This window comes from Vandammella animalimorsus (assembly GCF_002288875.1).
GTDB lineage: Bacteria > Pseudomonadota > Gammaproteobacteria > Burkholderiales > Burkholderiaceae_C > Lampropedia > Lampropedia animalimorsus.
The window spans coordinates 134,101-154,213 of sequence record NZ_NTBH01000005.1; the positions used below are offsets into that span (position 1 = coordinate 134,101).

Below are 20,113 nucleotides of genomic sequence, written 5' to 3' on the forward strand. Positions count from 1 at the left end.
AATTGCTCGTGAGCAGCATTCAGGCCTGCCGTTTCATATTCCATTTCCCGATTCGATAGTGCTGTGGAAGTTTTGCTTCGCAACTGAGTTGTCTCCGTTTGCAGGAGCACAGGGCATGGGCAGCTGCTTATCCACAAACGAGGGTTTCTACGGATGTTGACGTAAAGAAATCACTGGTCAAATACGCCTATTCATTAGTGAATCAATGTTTTATATATGAAACAGGCGGTAGCTGTGATGGTGCCAAAGATTGAGTTCAAGAGTGTCGCTAAGTGCTTTCCCACTCGCGCCAATCCCCGCCCGTCGTATGCCGTGCAGCATTTGAATCTACAGATTGCGCAAGGCGAAGTGGTCTCTGTGATCGGGCCATCTGGTTGTGGTAAGAGCACATTGCTGAACATGGGGTCGGGCCTGTATCTGCCCAGCGAGGGGGAAGTGTTGGTGGAGGGGCGGCGTGTTACTGGCCCGGTGAGGCAAGTGGCTTTCATGCTGCAAAAAGATTTGCTGATGCCTTGGCGCACGATTCGGCAAAACGTTGAGCTGGGCATGGAGATCAATGGTGCTTCTAGGGACAAGCGTCAGCCTGTGGCAGAGGCGCTGCTCAAGAAATGTCATTTGGCTGGATTTGAGAATCATTACCCTTACCAGCTTTCGGGTGGTATGCGCCAACGCGCTGCACTGGCCCGCACGTTGGCGGTGCAGCCAGATGTACTCATGCTTGATGAGCCTTTTTCTGCACTGGACGCACAGACCAAGATGGTTCTACAGCAGGATTTGGCTGCGACTCTTTGGGAAGAGCAAAAGACTGCGCTGTTCATTACGCACGATTTGATTGAAGCAATTGCGCTGTCGGATCGAATTCTGGTGATGAGTGAGCGACCTGGCCGAATCATTGAGGAAATCATCGTTGAATTGCCGCACCGCAACAACCCAATGCAGCGTCGCCGTATGCCAGAAGTGGCACCGATCCAAAGCCGGCTGATGAAGCTTTTGAGGGTCGGCGAAGAAACATTGCACTGACCTGCCCTCTCCTTGTTCTCCTCTCCATTAAAGGAAGCCCAGAGATGACTGCTTTTGCCTCCACGATCGCTTTCCGCAGACTGCTGATGCCATTGGTGCTTGCTGCCGCCTGGAGTTGCCAGTCGCAGGCCATAGCTCAGAAGCTCCAAGATGTGACCTATTTATTGCCTGCACCGGCCACGCTGACGGCATTCGCGCCCTGGATGCTGGCGCAGCACAAGGGTTATTACAAGGAAGAGGGCTTGAATGTTCGATTCGTCGCTGCCCGCGGGGGAGTCGATGTGGCCAAGCAGGTGGGTGCTGGCAATGCACCAATCGGTGGCGCAATCGGTGATACGCCCATCATCGTGCGTGCCAACGGTATCCCGGTCAAGGCTGTGGCGCTGCTGGGTGGCGGCTCTCTGACTCTGATTGCCACGAAGGAGGAGAGTGACATCCGCAGTGTCCGTGATCTCAAAGGCAGGACAGCCACTGTGATGGCCTATAGCGACACTACCTATTACGCTTTTCTGGGTTCCCTGGAAAAGGCCGGACTGAATAAAAGTGATGTCAATGCTCAGGCGGCAGGCCCATCCGGTGTCTGGCAGCTCTTTAACAGTGGCCGCGCTGACGCTATGGCGGCAGTGCCCGATTGGATTGTCAATGTCGAGCAGACCGGCACTAAGGTGCGCATCCTGCCCCGGGAAGAGACTTTCCAGAGCATGGCGCAGGCGATTCTGGCATCCGAGAAAACCATTGCAGAAAGCCCAGAGCTAGTGGGCAAACTGGTGCGCGCCACATTGCGTGGCATGAATGACATCGTGCAGGATCCGCAGGCTGCAGCGACCGCCTATGTTGAGGCTGTGTCGTCATACAGGGGGCAGGAAGCTATGGTTCAGCGTACCTTCGAACTGTACCGTGAGCACGTATATCCTGGTCAGCAGGTGCTCGGGTTCATTGATCCCAAGCGTTTGGCTATGGTGCAGGACTTTTACGTTGCTCAGGGAATCGTCGCGCGTGCTCAAAAGCTCGATGATCTCTATACCAACCAATTCGTCGGCGGTCAATGAGTTTGCACTCCCGCAAGGAGAAGCACGATGAGAACAAATGTATCCGCCTGGGTCAGCAGTGGTGTGGTGCTGCTGGTGTTTCTGGCTCTGTGGCAATGGGCACCGGGGCTCTTGGGCATGCCTGAATACGTATTTCCAAAATTGACCCGTGTGCTGCAAGAGGCAGTCCACATGTGGCGCAACAGTGATTTGTTCGGTCATTTTTGGATTACCGCTTTGGAGGTTGTGGTTGGCTTCATCTTAGGCTCGTTGCTCGGCATCCTATTTGGCGTTGTGCTAGGGCTCTCCCCCAGGGCTGAAGCGGTGCTTTCGCCCTACATCCTGGCTTTGCAGATTGCGCCCAAGGTGGCATTCGCCCCGCTGTTTGTGATGTGGTTGGGCTACACCATTTATCCCAAGGTTTTGGTAGCGATCTTGATCGTGTTTTTCCCGGTGATGGTCAACGTACTCTCGGCTGTGCGCACGGTCGACCCCGACATGGTCAACTTGGTGCGTGCGTTCAATGCAAGTCGCATGCAGATCTTTCGCTTGGTGGAGTTCCCATCGGCGCTGCCGTCACTGTTTTCGGGTTTGCGCATCGCGGCCACTCTGGCAGTGATTGGTGTGACGGTGGGCGAGTTGGTTGGTGGTAACAAGGGGTTGGGCTTTTTGCTCATAGATGGCGAGGGGCAGGGCAATACCGCTGCTGTGTTCGTGTCAATTGCGGCGCTCACCCTAGTAGGACTTCTAGCTTACTGGGCAGTAGTGTGGTTGGAGCGACGCGTGCTGCACTACATCCCTCGCGCTAGTGTTGCAACGGTGTGATGGAGGCGATACCCATGGCGAGAGAATTCTCATCTCGACAGGCGTTAGGCCAGCGGCAGGACGGATCGCTGGATCAGTTGCTGACACATATTCCAACGACTTTGTTGGCAGGTCGCCGCGTACTGGTAACGGGAGCTGCGCGTGGCCTTGGGCTGGCATTTGCTCGCTGCATTGCCCGGGCGGGCGCAGCCGTAGTCCTGGCCGATATCCTGGAAGCCGAATTGCAGGCTGCCGTGCAGGGCTTGCAGGATGCCGGCGCAAGGGCACATGGCCTGTGGTTGGACTTGGCCGATCCCGAGGCTATTGGGCGGGTGGCGCAAGAGTCTCAGCACTTGCTGGGTGGGCTGGATGGCCTGGTCAACAACGCGGCCATCACAAACTCCGGGGGCAAGAGCGCCCACGAACTAACGCTAGACACCTGGGATCGTGTGCAAGATGTCAACGTGCGTGGCACTTGGCTGATGGCCCGGGCCTGTCATGCTGCATTGGCGGCCAGTGGTCGGGGAGCCATTGTCAATTTGGCGTCGGACACGGCACTGTGGGGGGCTCCGAACTTGTTGGCTTATGTGGCTAGCAAGGGTGCAGTGCTGGCCATGACGCATTCATTGGCGCGCGAATGGGGTGTCGATGGCATCACAGTTAATGCCATTGCGCCAGGTCTGACGCTGGTCGAGGCAACCGAGTACGTGCCGCAGGCGCGGCACCAAAAATACCTTGAGGGTCGGGCCATCCCGCGTGAACAGCAGGTGGCCGACGTTTGTGGCACGGTGCTGTTTGCGCTGTCAGATCTGTCGCGTTTCGTGACGGGCCAGACGCTGCCTGTCAACGGTGGTTTCGTCATGCACTGATTGCCTTGCTCCCAGTGCAATTTTTGTCCCGCAATCCATGAAGTAGGAGATACGCATGTCTGCAGTAGCTGAAAAATCTGCCACCGAGCCGCATAGCTGGGATCGCCCTGCGGGCGCCAGCTTTGAGGAGTGGATCAATAGTCGCATTGCGCGTTTTGCCACCAGAAAGTACGACTGGGATGCGCTGAAGTTCCAGGCCGACTACGACCCTAAGTACCGCCGCGCGCAGATGCGCTATGTGGGCACAGGCGGCACCGGTGTTGCCAAGGACGCCAATACCGTACCGGCCGAACACTTCACGTTTTCGACCATGGTCATCCCGGCTGGCCATGAAGGCCCGCCACACATCCACGTGGATGTCGAGGAAGTCTTCTTCGTCATCCGTGGCAAGCTCAAACTCATCATTACTCAGGGTGATGAGCGCTACGAAACTATCCTGACCGATCGGGACTTGGTTTCGGTACCGCCCGGCGTGTACCGCGAGGAAATCAACATCGGCGATGAGGATGCACTGATGTGTGTGATGCTGGGGTCCAAAAAGCCAGTTACGCCGACCTATCCAGAGGATCACCCTTTGGCCAAGATCAAGCGCGATCTACAGAAGTAATGCCGCTGCGCGATAGTCTGCCCATCTCGTTGAGTTAGCCCATGACCAGCAGCGCTCGAGTTCCTTTGCCTACGCCAGCCCAACTGAGCGATCTGGAAGCTACCTTCGGTCTGTTCAATATTCGTTTGGTGGATGGCAATTGCATTTCGATACGCGACACCGTGGCTGGACCGGTGCAGAGGCCAGTGCTGGTAGCTTTGCATGGCATTGGGTCTGGCGCTGCCTCTTGGCTGGAGGTGGCGCGCATCTTCAACCTGAAGCACCGCCTGTTGGCCTGGGATGCACCAGGCTATGGCGACTCCACACCTTTGAAGCAGCAAGCCCCTGTTGCCAGCGACTATGCCGTGCCGCTGTTGCGACTGCTGCAGTCCCTAGCTGTTGATGATTTCGTGCTCGTCGGCCATTCGCTGGGTGCGCTGGTTGCAGCTGCTCTGACAGCTTGGCAGGTGCCAGGCTTTGTGCCTCGTGCGCTGGTTTTGGTCAGCCCTGCACTGGGTTATGGCGGTGTTGGACGCCAGACACGTGGCCAGCAGGTGCGTGCACAGCGTTTGGCAGGCATTGAAGATCCAGGTATTGCGACCACCGCAGCATTGCGACACGACAAGCTGCTTAGCTCCGAGGCTAGTGAAGTGGTGCGTGCTTGGGTGCACTGGAATATGGCGCGGTTAAAACCACTGGGCTATCGGCAAGCCATTGAGTTGTTGTGTGGTGACGATTTGCTGGCGTACTGCCGCGCTATCCAGGCCGAGCGTGAGCGCGCTGGGTCGCTGTTGCATGGATTGTCAGTGCATGTTTGGTGCGGCAGTGAAGACAACATCACGCCACCAGCCGATTGCCAGCAAGTTGCCGATGTGTTCGGTGTGTCTTTGGAGTTGATCGGTGACTCTGCTCACGCTTGTTATGTGGAACAGCCTGTTGCTGTGGCTCAACGTCTGGAGCAGGTGCTGCAAACGTTACAGGGGCCTCTGTCTTCATCGAAAGGAACTTGACGATGGCTGATTCGAGCAAAAGCGAACTTGACGACAGTCGCTACATTGTTCCGGCGCTTGAGCGCGGGCTGTTGATTCTTAGCCAGTTCACGCGTGAGCGACGCCAGATTGGTGCCCCAGAGCTTTCGCAACGTTTGCAGCTGCCACGCTCGACCGTATTTCGCTTGCTCAATACCTTGGAAAGCATGGGCTTTGTCGAGCGCACTGAAAACGGGCGTGAATACAAGCTGGGTTTGGGTGTACTCCGTTTAGGTTTCGAGTATTTGGCGTCGTTGGATCTGACAGAGCTGGGCACTCCACTGATCAACCGGTTGTGCCAGCAATTGGGGTACCCGGCCAACTTGGTAGTGCGTGATGGGCGGCACATTGTCTATGTTGCCAAGGCCACTTCTTCCTCCGCGCCGTTCATCGGCTCGGTGTCGGTGGGCACGCGCTTGCCTGCGCACGGTACTGTGCTTGGTCACGTACTGCTTGGTGGGATGACGCTGGCGCAGCTCAAGGAACTGTATCCTGAGGTGGAGCTTGAACGATTTTCCAGCCAGACACCGGTTGATGTCAGTGAGCTCTACCAGTCGGCCACGCAAATCAGCAAGCAGGGCTACGTAGCGGGTGAAGGCTTTTACGAATCGCACATTTCTACGGTGGCCGCACCGGTGTTCAACCACAGCGGTCATGTTGTCGCGGCGCTGGGAGTGACGCTGGGTGCGCCACAGATTGAGCAGAAGCATAAACAGATGCTGATCGACAGCGTGTGCGAAGTGGCCAGCGAGTTGTCGGCGCTGCTTGACTATGCGCCGGCCATGCAGCGTCACTGGGATGTGCCGTTGCGTGCAGTGGGCAGGAGTGTGGCATGACGGTGGCCTTCTGGAATTCCAAGGCGTTGCAAGGGCGCACGGCAGTGGTCACGGGTGGCAGCTCAGGAATTGGCTTGGCGACGGCACGACTATTGCTGGCTTGTGGTGCGAAAGTAGCAATTTGTGGCCGCAGTGTCGGGCGGCTGGATGCTGCGCGCGCTGAGCTGCTACGTGATTACCCGGATGCCTCCCTGTATGTGCAGGCCTGTGACGTGCTGGATGCCGTCAGCGTGCGGGCCTTCGCCGCCAGTGTGCAAAACGTCCTGGGTGATGCGGCGATGCTAATCAACAATGCCGGTCAAGGGCGCATTTCAACTTTTGCCGATACTGAGGACGAAGCATGGCGCGAGGAGTTGAATCTGAAGTTTTTCTCGGTCATCTACTCCACACGTGCCTTTTTGCCGCAATTGGCGGCGCAAGCGGCCATGCTGGGCGATGCGTCCATCGTCTGCTCCAACTCATTGCTGGCACGCCAGCCCGAACCACACATGGTGGCTACTTCCGCCGCACGCGCGGGCCTGGTCAACCTAGTGCGCTCCATGGCCACTGAATTTGCGCCGCAAGGCGTGCGTGTCAACGGCATCCTGATTGGACTGATCGAGTCCGGGCAGTGGCGTCGTCGCTTCGAGGCACGTGAGGAGCGCTTGCTCGACTGGCCTGCTTGGACTGCCCGGTTGGCTGCTCAGAAACATATCCCTATGCGGCGGCTAGGCCGGCCAGAAGAAGCCGCGCAAGCCATTGTTTTTCTTGCATCACCCCTGTCCAGTTACACGACAGGTAGCCATATCGACATATCTGGAGGCCATTCCCGCCATGCCTGACAGCCAAGCACAAAACTCTCCCATGGTGACCGTTGGTGCAGTCGTTGCCGCATTTTTGGAGCAATGTGGCGTACGGGCCGTATTCGGGGTCATTTCGATCCACAACATGCCCATTCTTGATGCCCTTGCGCAGCGAGGCAAGCTGCGCTTCGTGCCAGCGCGCGGCGAGGCTGGAGCGGGCAATATGGCCGACGCGTATGCGCGCTCTACCTCCAGTTTGGGCGTGTGCATCACTAGCACCGGGCCAGCTGCAGGCAATATTGCCGGAAGCTTGGTCGAAGCCTGCACGGCCGGCGTGCCACTGTTGCACATCACGGGCCAGATCGAATTACCGTATTTGGATCGCAAGATGGCTTACATCCATGAGGCGCCTGAACAGCTCAAGATGCTGGAAGCCGTCTCCAAGGCAGCGTTTCGTGTCTACAGCGCTGAGAATGCGTTGGGCGTGTTCAAAAAGGCGGTTCAGGTTGCGATGACGGCCCCGATGGGCCCGGTCAGTATTGAAATTCCCATCGATGTGCAGCAGACATTAGTGCCGATGCCGGCTGATCTGACGCCGCTGCCTGTGGCACAAGCCGTACCCGACGCTGATGCGCTGGATGCTTTAGCTGATCGGCTGGCCTCGACAAAGCGCCCAATGTTGTGGTTGGGTGGTGGTGCGCGCCATGCCGGTGAGGCTGTGCGCCGCCTGCAGAAGCTTGGGTTTGGCATTGTCACCAGTGTGCAGGGGCGGGGCATTGTGCCTGAGGATGCCCCAGGTTCGCTGGGGGCCTACAACATCCAGAAGCCCGTCGAGGCGTTCTACCAGACCTGTGATGCCATGCTGGTAGTTGGCTCGCGTTTGCGCAGCAATGAGACACTGAAGTACGAACTCAAGCTGCCCAAACCGCTGCTGCGCATTGATGCGGACGCGGCAGCCGATGGACGTTGTTATCCCAATGAGTTGTTTGTTTGGGGTGATGCGAAGCTGGCGCTGCAAGGGCTGGCCGATCGCCTTGAGGCACGTCGGTGGCAGGCTGATGCAGCGTTGTTATCCGATCTGCACCGGGCACATGGTGATGCCGTTGCTTCGTTGCGCGATGGTTTGGGCCCATATGAGGAACTGGTCAAGCAAATCCAGGCCATGGCAGGGCGTGAGTTCAACTGGGTACGCGACGTGACCATCTCCAACAGCACCTGGGGTAACCGTGAGCTGCGTGTCTTTGAGCCTAACCAGGGCGTGCATGCCACTGGCGGCGGAATTGGCCAGGGCATGCCGATGGCGATTGGTGCAGCGGTGGGGGCGGCGGTAACGCAATCGGGCCGCAAGACTTTTTGTCTGGCTGGCGATGGCGGCTTTATCTTGAATCTTGGTGAGCTGGCCACGCTGGTGCAGGAGCGCTGCGACGTGGTGGTGGTGTTGATGAATGACAGAGGCTACGGTGTCATCAAGAATATTCAAGTGGCGCAGTACGGTGGCCGCCTCTGCTACGTCGATCTACACACGCCCGATTACGCGCAGCTGTGTGCTTCGCTGCAATTGCCTCATGCGCGTTTGTCTAGTTTGGATGATTTGCCGACACTGTTGCGGAGAGCATGTTCGCAGCAAGGGCCGTTCATTCTGGAGGTGGACATGCAGGCGATCGGCAATTTCAAAATGCAATTCGCTGGGCCGCCAGTGAACAAACTCGTGCAGATTCCGGCTTTGCAGCCAGCTGTAGTGTGAGGAGCATGTAGCTATGCTGCGCGTAGCTTTGATAGGGCTGGGAGCCATTGGTAGTGCTGCTGCAGTTCTGCTGCGAGATATGCCGGGGGTACAGCTTCGGACTGTGGTCGTTTCTGGTGCGGCATCTACAGCACGAATGGCCGAGGTACAGAAGCGGCTTGTTGCTTTGGTTCCCGAGGCAGTGCTGACGGATGCTGTGCCTTTGGAAGGTATTGACTTGTTGGTTGAGGCCGCAGGGCATGGCGCCATCGCTGAGCATGTGCTGCCCGCGTTGCGGCGTGGCCTGCCATGCATTGTGGCTTCAGTAGGGGCGCTGTCTGAGCCGGGTTTGATCGAACAACTTGAAGAAGCGGCTTGCCAAGGCGGCACACAGCTGGAGTTGATCGCCGGTGCCATCGGTGCCATTGATGCGCTGGCTGCTGCCAAGGTAGGCGGTCTCTCTCAGGTTCGCTATACCGGCCGTAAACCACCGAAGGCTTGGATGGGAACGCCGGTAGAGCAGAGGGTCGATCTGGCTGCGTTGTGTGAACCGCAAGTGGTTTTCGAGGGCACGGCCCGACAGGCGGCCGCGCAGTTCCCGAAAAATGCCAACGTTGCAGCGACTGTGTCGCTGGCCGGGCTGGGGCTGGATGCAACGCAGGTGCGACTGATTGTCGATCCAACAGTTCGGGATAACGTCCACACTATTGAGGCAGAGGGCTCTTTCGGCCACTTCGAGTTGAGCATGCGCAATTTGGCGTTGGCGAGCAATCCCAAGACCTCGGCACAGACCGTCTACAGCTTGATACGGGCTATCCAGAACCGGGTGCAGCCAGTGATTATTTGAACTTCTCAAAGACAAGCACGATGAATAACTGTTTGCCAATCAACATTGCTGGTGAATGGCGCGATGGCCGTGGCGAGGAATACGCCACTACCTACCCAGCCACTGGTGAAGAAGTTGCGCGGCTGCGTGCAGCCAGCGTCGAGGACGTCCAGGAAGCCATTGAGCACGCTCACCACGCTTTTTTGCAGAGCGACTGGGCGCGGCGTTTGCCACATCAGCGCGCCGACGTGCTCTACCGCGTTGCTCATCTGATCCGCGAGCGTGCGGAAGAGTTGGCGCAGCTGCAGCGCCAGGACAACGGCAAGCCGATTAGCGAAACCCGCGCTTTGGTGGCCAGCGCGGCTGGCACTTTCCAGTTTTTCGGTGCAGCTTGTGAGACCTTGGAGGACATCATTACTCCGTCGCGGGGTGAATACGTGAGCATGAGTGTGCACGAGCCGATGGGGGTGGTTGCAGCCATTACGCCGTGGAACTCGCCTATTGCTAGCGATGCGCAGAAGCTGGCACCGGCGCTGGCGGCGGGTAATGCAGTAATTCTCAAGCCAGCCGAGGTCACTCCGTTATTGTCGCTGGAATTGGCCCGTATCTGTGAGCAGGCCGGCCTGCCCAAGGGGCTAGTCAGCGTGCTGCCTGGCAAGGGGTCGGTCATCGGCGATGTGGTCACGCGCCATCCACTGGTCAAGAGAGTCTCATTCACCGGTGGCACAAGCACTGGCAAGCACATTGCTGCTATTGCCGCTAGCAAGATGATGCCTGTGTCGATGGAGTTGGGTGGCAAGTCTGCGACGATGGTATTGGAAGATGCTGATCTCGATCATGCTGTCGCTGGTGTGCTGTTTGGCATTTTCAGCAGCTCGGGTGAGTCCTGCATTGCTGGCTCACGTTTGTTCGTCGCGCGGCGTATCTATGACGAGTTCATTCAGCGCTTGGTCGCTGGCGCACAGGCGCTGCGCGTTGGGGATCCAGCAGCGGAGAGCACACAGATGGGACCACTGATTACGGCCAGCCATCGTGATCGTATTGAGCGCTATGTGGCCATGGGTGTGGAGGAGGGAGGGAGTATCCGCACCGGGGGTGTGCGTCCCAGTGGTGGCGTATTTGAGCGCGGTTGGTTCTATACGCCCACCATCATTGAAGGGTTGAGTAACCAAGCCCGCATAGCGCAGGAGGAAATCTTCGGCCCGGTGCTGGTGGCAATGCCCTTTGATGACGAGGAGTCACTGATCGAGCAAGCCAATGATAGTGTCTATGCGTTGGCTGCTGGCGTCTGGAGCCGCGACTTCAAACGCGCTTGGCGCATAGGCCGTGAGGTACAAGCGGGCACCGTCTGGATCAACACCTACAAGCAGTTTTCGATTGCCACCCCGTTTGGCGGCTGGCGTGATTCTGGCCTGGGCCGCGAGAAAGGGCGCCAGGGCATCTTTCAGTACATGGAGCAAAAAAGCATGTACTGGGGTACGAATGAACAGCCGTTGGCCTGGGCCTGCATTCAAGGAGGAAAGCAATGAGCGTGCTCGGTATCGACCAAATCACGTACGGCGTGGAAGACATTGCCACCTGCGAGCGCTTCATGAGCGATTGGGGTCTGACGCTGGTTGACAGCCATCCGGACGAGAGGGTGTTTGAATGTCTCAATGGCTGCCGTGTCGTGCTTGCCGACGCTAATAGGTCAGACCTGCCCCCTGCTATCGAGGACGGGGCGACATTGCGCGAAGTCATATGGGGTGTTGAGAGTGCAAGTGATTTGGACGCCATAGCCGAGCGCATTGCCACCGAGTCGGGGTTTTTTGACGCACCGGTTGAAGGTGTACGCCGTATCGGCTGTGTGGACCCGAACGGCATGGCTGTGCGTCTGCAAGTCACGCGTAAGCGTGACGTGGACGTGGAATGTGCCGCTATGAATACTTGGAAGGAGCGCCCGCGCGTCGATTCGCCGGCGCCGATTTACGAACGTGCTCACCCCATTGAGGTTGGTCACGTAGTATTTTTCGTCGCGGACGTTCAGGCCGTCGAAAAATTTTATGCCGAGAAATTCGGTTTCGTTTCGTCCGACCGCTACCCCGACCGCGGAGCCTTCATGCGCTGCGCCGCCGAAGGTGGCCACCACGATTTATTCCTGCTGCAATTGCCCAACGGTAAGCGTGGCTTGAACCACGTTGCCTTCACAGTACGTGACATCCATGAGGTGTTTGGTGGCGGCATGCATGTCTCGCGCTGTGGCTGGGAAACCCAGCTTGGCCCGGGCCGCCACCCAGTTTCTTCGGCCTATTTCTGGTATTTCAAGAACCCGGCCGGCGCGCTGATCGAGTATTACGCCGATGAGGATCAACTGACCGCTGCATGGCAGCCACGGGAATTCAAGCCTGGCCCGACGGTGTTCGCCGAATGGGCCATTGAAGGAGGCATTGACGGCCAGACGCGTCGCCAGAAAGACGCTACAGATCCGCAGGGTAAGTTTCTGACCGAGAAGCGCTGACTGCATCAAAAACCTCTTCATTTGGTTGCACGCTTTTTCCCCACGTAGTACTGAGAACTGGAGCCCATCATGCAAGTCCACGATCGTTACTTAGAACCCCATCAGGCCAGAACCCGTGCACAAACCAGCTACGAAGACTTGCTGGGCGATGCGTTGGAGCGCGCCTTTGGCATGGGGCTCTACGATTTACCCAGTCTGATCGACTACCTTAACAAAGCAGGTCCGGTCAGCCCCAGCGGCAAACCCTGGACTGAAGAGAGTTATCGTGTTGAGATCAAGGTGCTTGGCCGGTGATCGGCGCATCTGGTGCCCCATGACAAGGAGTGACGACCATGCAAACCATTCCCCCCATCGATCCTGTTGAGCAGTTGCTCGAAGTCGGCCTCAAGGACCTTTGGTACCCGATTTGTCCATCCGAATTCATCAAAGAGGCGCCAGTGTCACTGTACCGCCTGGGCCTTAAGTTGGTGTTGTGGCGCGATGCCACCAATGGCCGGCTGCATGCACTGGAAGATCATTGCCCGCATCGCGGCGCGCCGCTGTCGCTGGGCGTGGCGCTGGGTGACACCATCGCCTGTCCTTACCATGGTGTCGAGGTGCGCTGTGACGGAACGGTCACTAAAGTCCCCGGCAGTCCTGGCTGCAAGCTAGAAGGGTCGCGTGCTACACGCAGCTATCCGGTGCGCGAGCGTGCTGGCGCGGTCTGGCTCTATAACGCTTGGGATGCACACTGTGATAACCCTCCCGAACTGGTGTTGCCCGAGGAGTTGGCTAACGACGATGAGTATGCGCGCTTTCTCTGCTACGTTGAATGGAAGGGAGATTGGCGCTACATCAACGATAACGTCATGGATCCGATGCACGGTACCTTCCTGCACAAGCAGTCGCACACCATGCACAGCGGCGATACGCAAGCCAAGTTCGCCATCCGAGACACCGATACCGGCTTCATATTCGAGAAAGAAGGTCAGCGCAACGTCAACTTCGACTGGACCGAGTTTGGTGATACGGGCACGCACTGGATGCGTCTGGAAATCCCATACCCAAAGACTGGCGGGCCGGGCGGTAATTTCGCCATCATTTATGGCATCTCACCCATTAGTCAGGCGTTGTCGGCCGTGTTCTTTTGGCGCGTGCGCAAATTGGCACCAGGCTGGGAGCGTGACACTTGGCGCTTTCTCTACCGCAATCGCCTGGAGGCGCGTCACTGGGCCGTGCTCGAACAAGATCGTGTGTTGGTTGAGCACATGGAAGCCGGTGCCAATCTGCGCGAATCGCTCTACCAGCATGACATGGGTTTGGTGCGGTTGCGGCGTCATCTGCGTTCGATGGCCAAGCAGCAGCTGCAGGCGCGTGAGCAGCCGGCTGCCCAAGCCCTCTGAGTCCTCGACTGAAAGAGTAAATGCATGAATACAGCCATTACTCTGCAGGCTCTGGTGTTTGCCATTCGGTACGAGGCGGAAGGCATCATTAGCGTTGAGTTGCGGCCGGCCGCCCCGGATGTGGTCTTCCCTTCCTTTACACCAGGTGCGCACATCGACCTGCACTTGGGCAATGGGCTGGTGCGCAGCTACTCGTTGTGTCAGCCTGTCAGCGCGGCTGATGTCCGTCATCCGTTCTATCGCGTTGGCATATTGCGAGATCGCGGTAGCCGAGGCGGTTCTCGCTGGGTACACGAGAGCCTGCGGGTCGGCCAGATCCTGACAATTTCTGCACCGCGCAACCATTTTGCATTGGCCGATGGTGCCCAGCACAGTGTGCTGGTTGCAGGTGGTATTGGCGTGACGCCTTTGCTGTGCATGCTGCGCCACCTTTGCGCCATGGGATGCAGTGTCGAAATGATCTATTGCGCGCGCAATCGCAACGAGGCGGCCTTTGTCGAGGAGATTGAAGGCTTGGCTTCAGCACATGGAGTGCACGTGCATTGGCACTTTGATCAGGAAGTTGGCCACCCGCCCGAGTTAGCCGAATTGCTGGAGGGCAAGGGTGGCGACACCCACTACTATTGCTGCGGCCCGGCGCCTATGCTCGATGCTTTCGAGCGGACGTGTGAGCAACTGGGGTATCCTCATACTCATATAGAGCGCTTCGTTGCCGCTGAACTATCGCCCAATGCGCAGGATGGTGCATTCGAGGTGTACCTGGAGCGCTCTGGCAAAACCGTGCAGGTACCCGCAGGTAAAAGCTTGCTCGACACGCTATTGGATGAGGGTATCGAGTGCGAGCATTCCTGCAAGGAAGGTGTATGCGGATCCTGTGAGGTCCGGGTGCTCGACGGTGAAGTTGAGCATTTTGATGGCATTCTGACCAAGCAGGAAAAGGAGTCGAATCAGGTCATGATGATTTGCGTCTCAAGGGCCAAGTCTCCCAAGCTGATCTTGGATCTTTGACTTTTTTGGGCTAGGGGTTGTTGAGATTGGGTTTGCGAAGCGGTTTTTCGAGGTAACGGCCGCAGAAGCAAGGCGAAAACGAGCGTAAGGTTGTATACCTTGCAAACGTTTTCAACATGGCAGCTGTGGAGTTTTGGCCGAAAACACCACCGCAACATTAAATCTCAACAACTCCTAGCAATTGATTGTCTCGGGGACGTAGGTGCCTCGGTTATCTGCAAGCGTCCGGCGCAGGCAATTTGCTGACGCGCACGCGGATGCTTTCGATGCGGGGCATGCCTTCCTGCAAGGCAGGCCCTGGCTGGGCCAGCGCATCGATCAGCAGCGGGCTGAGGTGGCGCAATTTGGCGGCGGCGGCCGGGTTTGGCACAATCAGGCACCATTCCTGGCCCAGCACCGGCCCCGCCTGCACGGCGGCGCGCAGCGCTGCGGGCAGATGGGGCGCAATGCATTGCAGCAGGCGGTGTGACAGCTCGGCCTGCTGCGTCAATTGCGCCAGCAGCGGTGAGCGCTGCACCAGCGCGCCGATGTGCGTGCCAGCCGCGCGCTGGCCTGCGGTCTGGGCTTCATGCCGGGGAGGCTGGGCGCGCGGCTTCGGGCGGGCGTTCTGCTCAGGCATGACTGCCCCCGTTTTCGTAATTTCCTCGCTCGCCCGGCAGGCGCGCCACAGCCAGGCGCTGCGGCCTGGCTTGACTTGGTTTTTGGCGGTTCGCACCCATGCAATTGATTATTACCGACGCCCGTTTGCGGCGCAGCTACTGCCTGAATTTCTCACTGACTGCGCTGGCGCTGGGTTTGGCAGCGCTGTTGCTGGCCGGGGCTGCCGGTTTGTTGCTGCTGCAGCACCAGCTGCACAAGAGCAGCTGGCGCGAGCAGGCCGGCAGCATCGATCGCTTTCTTGGCGTGGCCAGCCAGGCCAGCGAGGCCTTTGCCGCTGAGCGGGCGCTGATGCGCCAGAGCATCGACGACATGGCACGCCAGTTGGGCCAGATGCAGGCCCGGTTGCTGCAGCTGCAGGGGCTGTCCGGGCGCGTGGCCGATTTGGCGGGTCTGCCCGCGCCCGAGCCGGTTGCACCGGCGGCGCTGCTGGGCGCTTTTGATGGCGGCGCGGGCGGCCCGCTGGTGGGCGAAGTGCCGCTGCAGGCTCAAGAGCTGCGTCAGCTGCTGCAGCTGCTGGATACGCGATTGACGGCGCAGGCCGACTTCCTCGCGGCCGTGGAGGCGCAGCTGTTTTCCCGCTATCTGGCCCAGCGCATGATCCCCACCCAGGCGCCGGTGCCCGGACGCGTGGTGGGCTCGGGCTTTGGCCTGCGCCTTGACCCCTTCAACGGGCGCAAGGCCCAGCATATGGGGCTGGATTTCCAGGCCCCGACCGGCACGCCCATCCTGGCTGCCGCAGGCGGCATTGTCATCACGCACGAATACCACCACGCTTATGGCAATCTGCTGGAAATTGACCACGGCAATGGCTTGGTGACCCGCTATGCCCATGCCTCCAAATTGCTGGCGCAGCGCGGCGACGTGGTGCGCCGTGGCGAGACCATCGCAGAGGTCGGCAGCACCGGGCGCTCCACCGGCGCGCACCTGCATTTCGAGGTGCTGCACAACGGCCAGCAGCAAGACCCACAGCGCTTTCTCAATGCCGGCCGCCGGGCCGATTGGTCCGATCTGCTGGCGCAGTTCTGAGGGCCTGTTCAAAGTCCTTGCACGGCCGGCAGCAAGACTTTGAACAGGCTCCGAGCGCGTTTCACAGGGGCTGGGCGGCTGGGCCGGGCAGGCGCTGCGGCTATACTCGCGCCCGCCCTGCATGGCAGGGCGAACCCAACAGGTGCCGACGCGCGTAAGCGCGCCGGTTAAACGGGAACAGGGTGCAAAGCCCTGGCTGCCCCCGCAACGGTCAGCAAGTGACCGTGGGCAAGCCTTCTGCCTTGGTTGCGCCAAGCGCGCTTCTGGCTTGCCTGCCATTGTCTGGTTTCTCTGAAAAATCCGTGGCCGGCCTGCAAGGCCCGCCACGGTTGCCGTGGCCCGCCGCCCTCGTCACAAGGGGGGGGCGGGCCAGCCACTGGCGCCCTGCGTGGCCGCATCCTGCGGTGTGCGAAGGCGTTGGGAAGGCCAGGCCCAGACAATGCGCCCCTGTGTGCCTGTCATGCAGCGGCGCGCTTGCAAGCCCGGATACCGGCCTGTCAGAGCCTGCGCAAAGTCTTGCCCGTAGGGCAGAGGTTTTGAGCAGGCTCCAAGCGCCCCGCGCCGCCCATGGGATGGCGTGGGGCATTGCGCCCAACCACCGTCTGCGGGGATGCAGCCGAGGCGCTCAGACAGGCCCTGCAAGGGCGATCAGCCAGAGGCGGCGACCCGTGGTGCGCGTGCATGCGTTCTGCGGCCCCGTGGCGATCGCGGCGGCGCCTGCAGGCGTGTGCGGCATGCGAGGCAGGCGGTTTGCTCTGGCTTTGTCATGATTGATCGCACTCACACACCGTTTTCTCTTCTCTCGCTCTGGCCGACCCTAGGAGGGCGCTGCGCGCCCGCGCCCGCCCGCGCGCGTCTGCGTCTGCGTCTGACTGCAGCCGCTGTGCTGGGCAGCGCTTGCTGCGCGGCCTGGGCGCAGCAGACCTTGCCCACCGTCGAGGTGCAGGCCCAGCTGCCTGCCAGCGCCCTGGGCCTGGCCCAACCGTCGGAGTCGGGCAGCCGCACGGGCCTGAACGCCCAGCAGCTGCCTGCCAGCCTGGCTTCGCAGGATGAGCAAACCTGGCGCCAGCGCGGCGATCATGCGCTGGCCGACATCGTGGCGCGCACGCCGGGCATGACGCCGCAGGGCGCGCCCGGCAATGGCGGCATGGCCTTCACCACGCGCGGCTTCAGCGGCGTCAACAGCGTGGGCGTGGCCGAGGATGGACTGCGCCTGGGCGTGGCCTCGGGCACGGTGACTTATCCCAGCGACAGCTGGGGCTATGAGCGCATTGAGGTGCTGCGCGGCCCGGCCGCCACCGTCTATGGCGGCGGCACCGTGGGCGGCACCATCAACGCGGTGCGCAAGCAGCCCAGCCGCACGCGCGGCCACGAGCTGTTGCTGGGCGCTGGCCAGCATGGCGCGGTGCGCGCCGGCCTGGGCGCTACCGGCGCGCTGGGCGAGCAGTTCAGCTACCGCCTGGATGTGTACGGCCACCGCGCCACCGGCCAGCGCGAGCTGGGCCGCAGCAGCGGCGGCAAGTTAATGAGCACGCTGCGCTGGCAGCCCGATGCGCGCTGGCAGGTCGATTTGCTGGCCGATCTGAGTATGGACAAACCCGAGCGCTACTTCGGCAGCCCGGTGCACGATGGGCGCATTGTTCCTGGCCTGGAGCAGCGCAACTACAACAGCGAGGACAGCATCGTGCGCTACGAGGACCGCCGCCTGCGCGCCCGTGCGCAGTGGCAGGCCCAGGACTGGCTGACGTTGCGCAACGAGCTGTACCGCTTCAGCGCGCACCGCCACTGGAAGAACATCGAGAGCTACCGCTACGAGCCGCAGACGGACACGGTGGCGCGCAGCAGTTACCTGGAAATCGGCCACGACATGGGCCAGCTGGGCAACCGCCTGGAGGCCGTTCTGGAACTGGGCGCGCACCGCGCCGTGGCCGGCTGGGAGGTCTCGCGCACCGACTTCACGCACACCAACAACGCGCCCTATGGCGGCAGCTCCACGGTGCCGGCGCGCTGGCCGCAGCACGGCTTCTGGCACAGCCCCGATCCCACGCTGCCCAAGTTCGATACCCGCACCACGGCTCACGCCTTCTACCTGGAGGACGCCTGGCAGGTGCAGCCGCGCTGGCTGGTGCTGGCCGGGCTGCGCCGCGACGTCTCGCGCTATTCGCGCCATGAGCGCGTGCGCGGCACGCCGTTTGACAAGACCCTGGGCGGCACGGCCTGGCGCCTGGGCCTGACGCACCAGCTTGGCGCCGGCACCAGCCTGTACGGCCAGTTCTCACAAGGGCACGACCCCATCACCAGCATGCTGACGCTGAACCTGGCCAACCGCGACTTCAAGCTCAGCACGGCGCGCCAGCTGGAAGTGGGCCTGAAGCAGCAATTCGGCCAGGGCCTGGGCGAGTGGACGGCGGCAGCCTACCGCATCGAGAAGAAGGACATCATCACGCGCGATGCCGACAACCCGCGCCTGTCGGTGCAGGGCGGGCGGCAAAGCGCCAAGGGCCTGGAGCTGCAGGCCGTGCTGCGGCCGCACCCGCGTTGGCAGCTGGAGGGCAACTGGGCCTGGGTGGACGCGCGCTTTGACGAGCTGCGGGCCTCCAACGGCGAGGATCTGAGCGGCAAGCAGCCGGCCAACGTGCCGCGCCAGAACGCCAACCTGTGGAGCCACCTGCGGCTGGGCCAATGGCATGGGCAGTGGCAACTCTCGCTGGGGACGCGGTACGTGGGCGCGCGCTTTGCCAACAACACCAACACCGTGCGCACGCCCGGCCACACCGTCTGGGATGCCGCGCTGGCCTGGCAACTGCGGCCCGGCGCGACCGTGCGCCTGCAGGCGCGCAACCTGGCCGACAAGCAGTACACCAACCGCGCCATCTCCGGCTCGCAGGCCCTCCTCGGCGGCGCGCGCCGCTTTGACCTGACGGCCGAATGGATGTTTTGATGTCGCCTTCGGCTGAAAAAACCAGGCCAGGGTGCGCCCGGCGCGCCGTGCGCACCCTGGCGCTGCTGGGCGCGCTGGCGCTGGCCGCATGCGGCCAGCAGCCAGACGGCGCGGCGCAGGGGCCAGTACAGGGAAAAGCGCAGAGCAAGGTGCAGGCCAGCGCGCCGGCTGGCGCGCAAGCCAGCGCCGCGCCGCTCACGGCCGTGGCGCCAGTGACCGTGCAGGTCTGCGGCCAGAGCGTGACCTACGACAAGGTGCCGCAGCGCGCGGTGACGCACGACGTCAACCTCACCGAGATGTTCCTGTTCCTCGGCCTGGGCGACCGCCTGGTGGGCTACAGCGGCCTGCGCGACAGCAAGCGCGTGGCGCCCCAGTTCCAGGCTGCGCTGGCGCAGGCGCCCAACCTCTCGCCGCGCGGCATGAACCTGGAGCGCATCGTTGCCGCCGAGGCCGACTTCGTCTTCGGTGGCTGGAGCTACGGCTTTCGCGATGGCGGCGTCACGCCGCAGTTGCTGGCCGAGCTGGGCATTGCCAGCTACGTGCTCACCGAATCGTGCATCCGCAAGGTCGCGCGCGAGCGCGTCTCGCTGGAGGACACCTTTGCCGACATGCTCAACCTAGGGCGCATCTTCCGCATCGAGGCCCAGGCCCAGGCGCTGGTGCAGGCCCAGCGCGAGGAGCTGGCCGCCACCGTCGCCGCCGTGCAGGGCGTGGCGCAGCGCCCGCTGGTGTTCGTCTACGACAGCGGCCAGGACGTGCCGCAGACCGCCGGCCGCTACGGCATGCCCCACGCCATGATCGAGGCCGCCGGCGGGCGCAACCTGTTTGCCGACATCCCGGCCAACTGGCCCAAGGCCAACTGGGAGGACGTGGTGCAGCGCAACCCGGACTGGATCGTCGTCATCGACTACGACCAGCCCGACGCCCAGGGCAAGATCGACTTTCTGCTGGCCAAGCCCGAGCTGCAGCACGTCACGGCCATCCGCCACAAACGCTTCATCGTGCTCGACTACGCCGAGGCCACGCCCGGGCCGCGCAACGTCGCGCGCGTGCGCACCCTGGCCCAGGCGCTGCACCCGCAGCGGTTTGGGCCTTGA

Annotated in this window: 19 protein-coding genes and 1 riboswitch; of the genes, 18 read left to right on the forward strand and 1 reads right to left on the reverse strand. The window is 60.9% G+C overall.

Annotated features, from left to right (window positions below; translation table 11 throughout):
- Positions 1-216: 216 nt before the first annotated feature.
- From CLI93_RS08865 to CLI93_RS08935, 15 genes are all read left to right on the forward strand, one after another.
- Entirely contained in the window at positions 217-1,020 is an 804-nt protein-coding gene (locus CLI93_RS08865; RefSeq protein ID WP_095549213.1) for an ABC transporter ATP-binding protein, read from the forward strand.
- A gap of 44 nt (positions 1,021-1,064) precedes the next feature.
- The gene (locus CLI93_RS08870; protein WP_238946004.1) at positions 1,065-2,069 is read left to right on the forward strand and encodes an ABC transporter substrate-binding protein; all 1,005 of its coding nucleotides are present in this window, start codon (positions 1,065-1,067) and stop codon (positions 2,067-2,069) included.
- 27 nt (positions 2,070-2,096) lie between these two features.
- Complete coding sequence (locus tag CLI93_RS08875; RefSeq protein ID WP_095549215.1) at positions 2,097-2,873, forward strand: ABC transporter permease; 777 nt, start codon at positions 2,097-2,099, stop codon at positions 2,871-2,873.
- 14 nt (positions 2,874-2,887) lie between these two features.
- Positions 2,888-3,721 carry an SDR family oxidoreductase gene (locus tag CLI93_RS08880; RefSeq protein ID WP_095549572.1) on the forward strand — a complete coding sequence of 278 codons (834 nt, stop codon included), beginning with the start codon at positions 2,888-2,890 and terminating at the stop codon, positions 3,719-3,721.
- 55 nt (positions 3,722-3,776) lie between these two features.
- On the forward strand, positions 3,777-4,328 hold the full coding sequence (locus CLI93_RS08885) for a cupin domain-containing protein (RefSeq protein ID WP_095549216.1): 552 nt from the start codon (positions 3,777-3,779) through the stop codon (positions 4,326-4,328).
- A 41-nt stretch (positions 4,329-4,369) separates the two neighbouring features.
- Positions 4,370-5,317, forward strand: coding sequence for an alpha/beta fold hydrolase (locus tag CLI93_RS08890; RefSeq protein ID WP_095995850.1), 948 nt, complete (start codon positions 4,370-4,372; stop codon positions 5,315-5,317).
- A gap of 2 nt (positions 5,318-5,319) precedes the next feature.
- Positions 5,320-6,171 (forward strand): IclR family transcriptional regulator, encoded by an 852-nt coding sequence (locus tag CLI93_RS08895; RefSeq protein ID WP_095995851.1) that lies wholly within the window; start codon positions 5,320-5,322, stop codon positions 6,169-6,171.
- Positions 6,168-6,992, forward strand: a complete 825-nt coding sequence (locus CLI93_RS08900) for an SDR family oxidoreductase (protein ID WP_095995852.1) — start codon at positions 6,168-6,170, stop codon at positions 6,990-6,992. The genes CLI93_RS08895 and CLI93_RS08900 overlap by 4 nt, the downstream gene beginning before the upstream one ends.
- The gene (locus CLI93_RS08905; RefSeq protein ID WP_095995853.1) at positions 6,985-8,697 is read left to right on the forward strand and encodes a thiamine pyrophosphate-binding protein; all 1,713 of its coding nucleotides are present in this window, start codon (positions 6,985-6,987) and stop codon (positions 8,695-8,697) included. Before CLI93_RS08900 ends, CLI93_RS08905 begins: the two co-directional genes overlap by 8 nt.
- A gap of 13 nt (positions 8,698-8,710) precedes the next feature.
- Positions 8,711-9,523, forward strand: coding sequence for an aspartate dehydrogenase (locus CLI93_RS08910; RefSeq protein ID WP_095995854.1), 813 nt, complete (start codon positions 8,711-8,713; stop codon positions 9,521-9,523).
- 20 nt (positions 9,524-9,543) lie between these two features.
- The gene (locus CLI93_RS08915; protein ID WP_095549222.1) at positions 9,544-11,031 is read left to right on the forward strand and encodes an aldehyde dehydrogenase; all 1,488 of its coding nucleotides are present in this window, start codon (positions 9,544-9,546) and stop codon (positions 11,029-11,031) included.
- Entirely contained in the window at positions 11,028-11,999 is a 972-nt protein-coding gene (locus CLI93_RS08920) for a VOC family protein (RefSeq protein ID WP_095995855.1), read from the forward strand. The genes CLI93_RS08915 and CLI93_RS08920 overlap by 4 nt, the downstream gene beginning before the upstream one ends.
- A gap of 69 nt (positions 12,000-12,068) precedes the next feature.
- Positions 12,069-12,293 (forward strand): recombinase-like helix-turn-helix domain-containing protein, encoded by a 225-nt coding sequence (locus tag CLI93_RS08925; protein ID WP_095995856.1) that lies wholly within the window; start codon positions 12,069-12,071, stop codon positions 12,291-12,293.
- Positions 12,294-12,331: 38 nt separating this feature from the next.
- Positions 12,332-13,381 carry an aromatic ring-hydroxylating oxygenase subunit alpha gene (locus tag CLI93_RS08930; protein WP_095549225.1) on the forward strand — a complete coding sequence of 350 codons (1,050 nt, stop codon included), beginning with the start codon at positions 12,332-12,334 and terminating at the stop codon, positions 13,379-13,381.
- Between the two features lie 24 nt (positions 13,382-13,405).
- Positions 13,406-14,389: a PDR/VanB family oxidoreductase gene (locus CLI93_RS08935; RefSeq protein ID WP_095995857.1), complete on the forward strand. Its 984-nt coding sequence runs from the start codon at positions 13,406-13,408 to the stop codon at positions 14,387-14,389.
- A gap of 211 nt (positions 14,390-14,600) precedes the next feature.
- Here the strand turns inward: CLI93_RS08935 and CLI93_RS08940 are convergent, their stop codons facing one another.
- Entirely contained in the window at positions 14,601-15,008 is a 408-nt protein-coding gene (locus CLI93_RS08940; RefSeq protein WP_143326996.1) for a DciA family protein, read from the reverse strand.
- Between the two features lie 98 nt (positions 15,009-15,106).
- Here CLI93_RS08940 and CLI93_RS08945 point away from each other — a divergent pair, with 98 nt between their 5' ends.
- The 3 genes from CLI93_RS08945 (at position 15,107) to CLI93_RS08955 (ending at position 20,113) form a co-directional block, all read left to right on the forward strand.
- Positions 15,107-16,075 (forward strand): M23 family metallopeptidase, encoded by a 969-nt coding sequence (locus CLI93_RS08945; RefSeq protein ID WP_095995859.1) that lies wholly within the window; start codon positions 15,107-15,109, stop codon positions 16,073-16,075.
- Positions 16,076-16,198: 123 nt separating this feature from the next.
- Positions 16,199-16,404: riboswitch (cobalamin riboswitch) on the forward strand.
- 437 nt (positions 16,405-16,841) lie between these two features.
- A complete protein-coding gene (locus CLI93_RS08950) occupies positions 16,842-19,016 on the forward strand; it encodes a TonB-dependent receptor (RefSeq protein ID WP_095995860.1) in 2,175 nt (724 codons plus the stop codon).
- Positions 19,016-20,113, forward strand: coding sequence for an ABC transporter substrate-binding protein (locus CLI93_RS08955; RefSeq protein ID WP_095995861.1), 1,098 nt, complete (start codon positions 19,016-19,018; stop codon positions 20,111-20,113). The genes CLI93_RS08950 and CLI93_RS08955 overlap by 1 nt, the downstream gene beginning before the upstream one ends.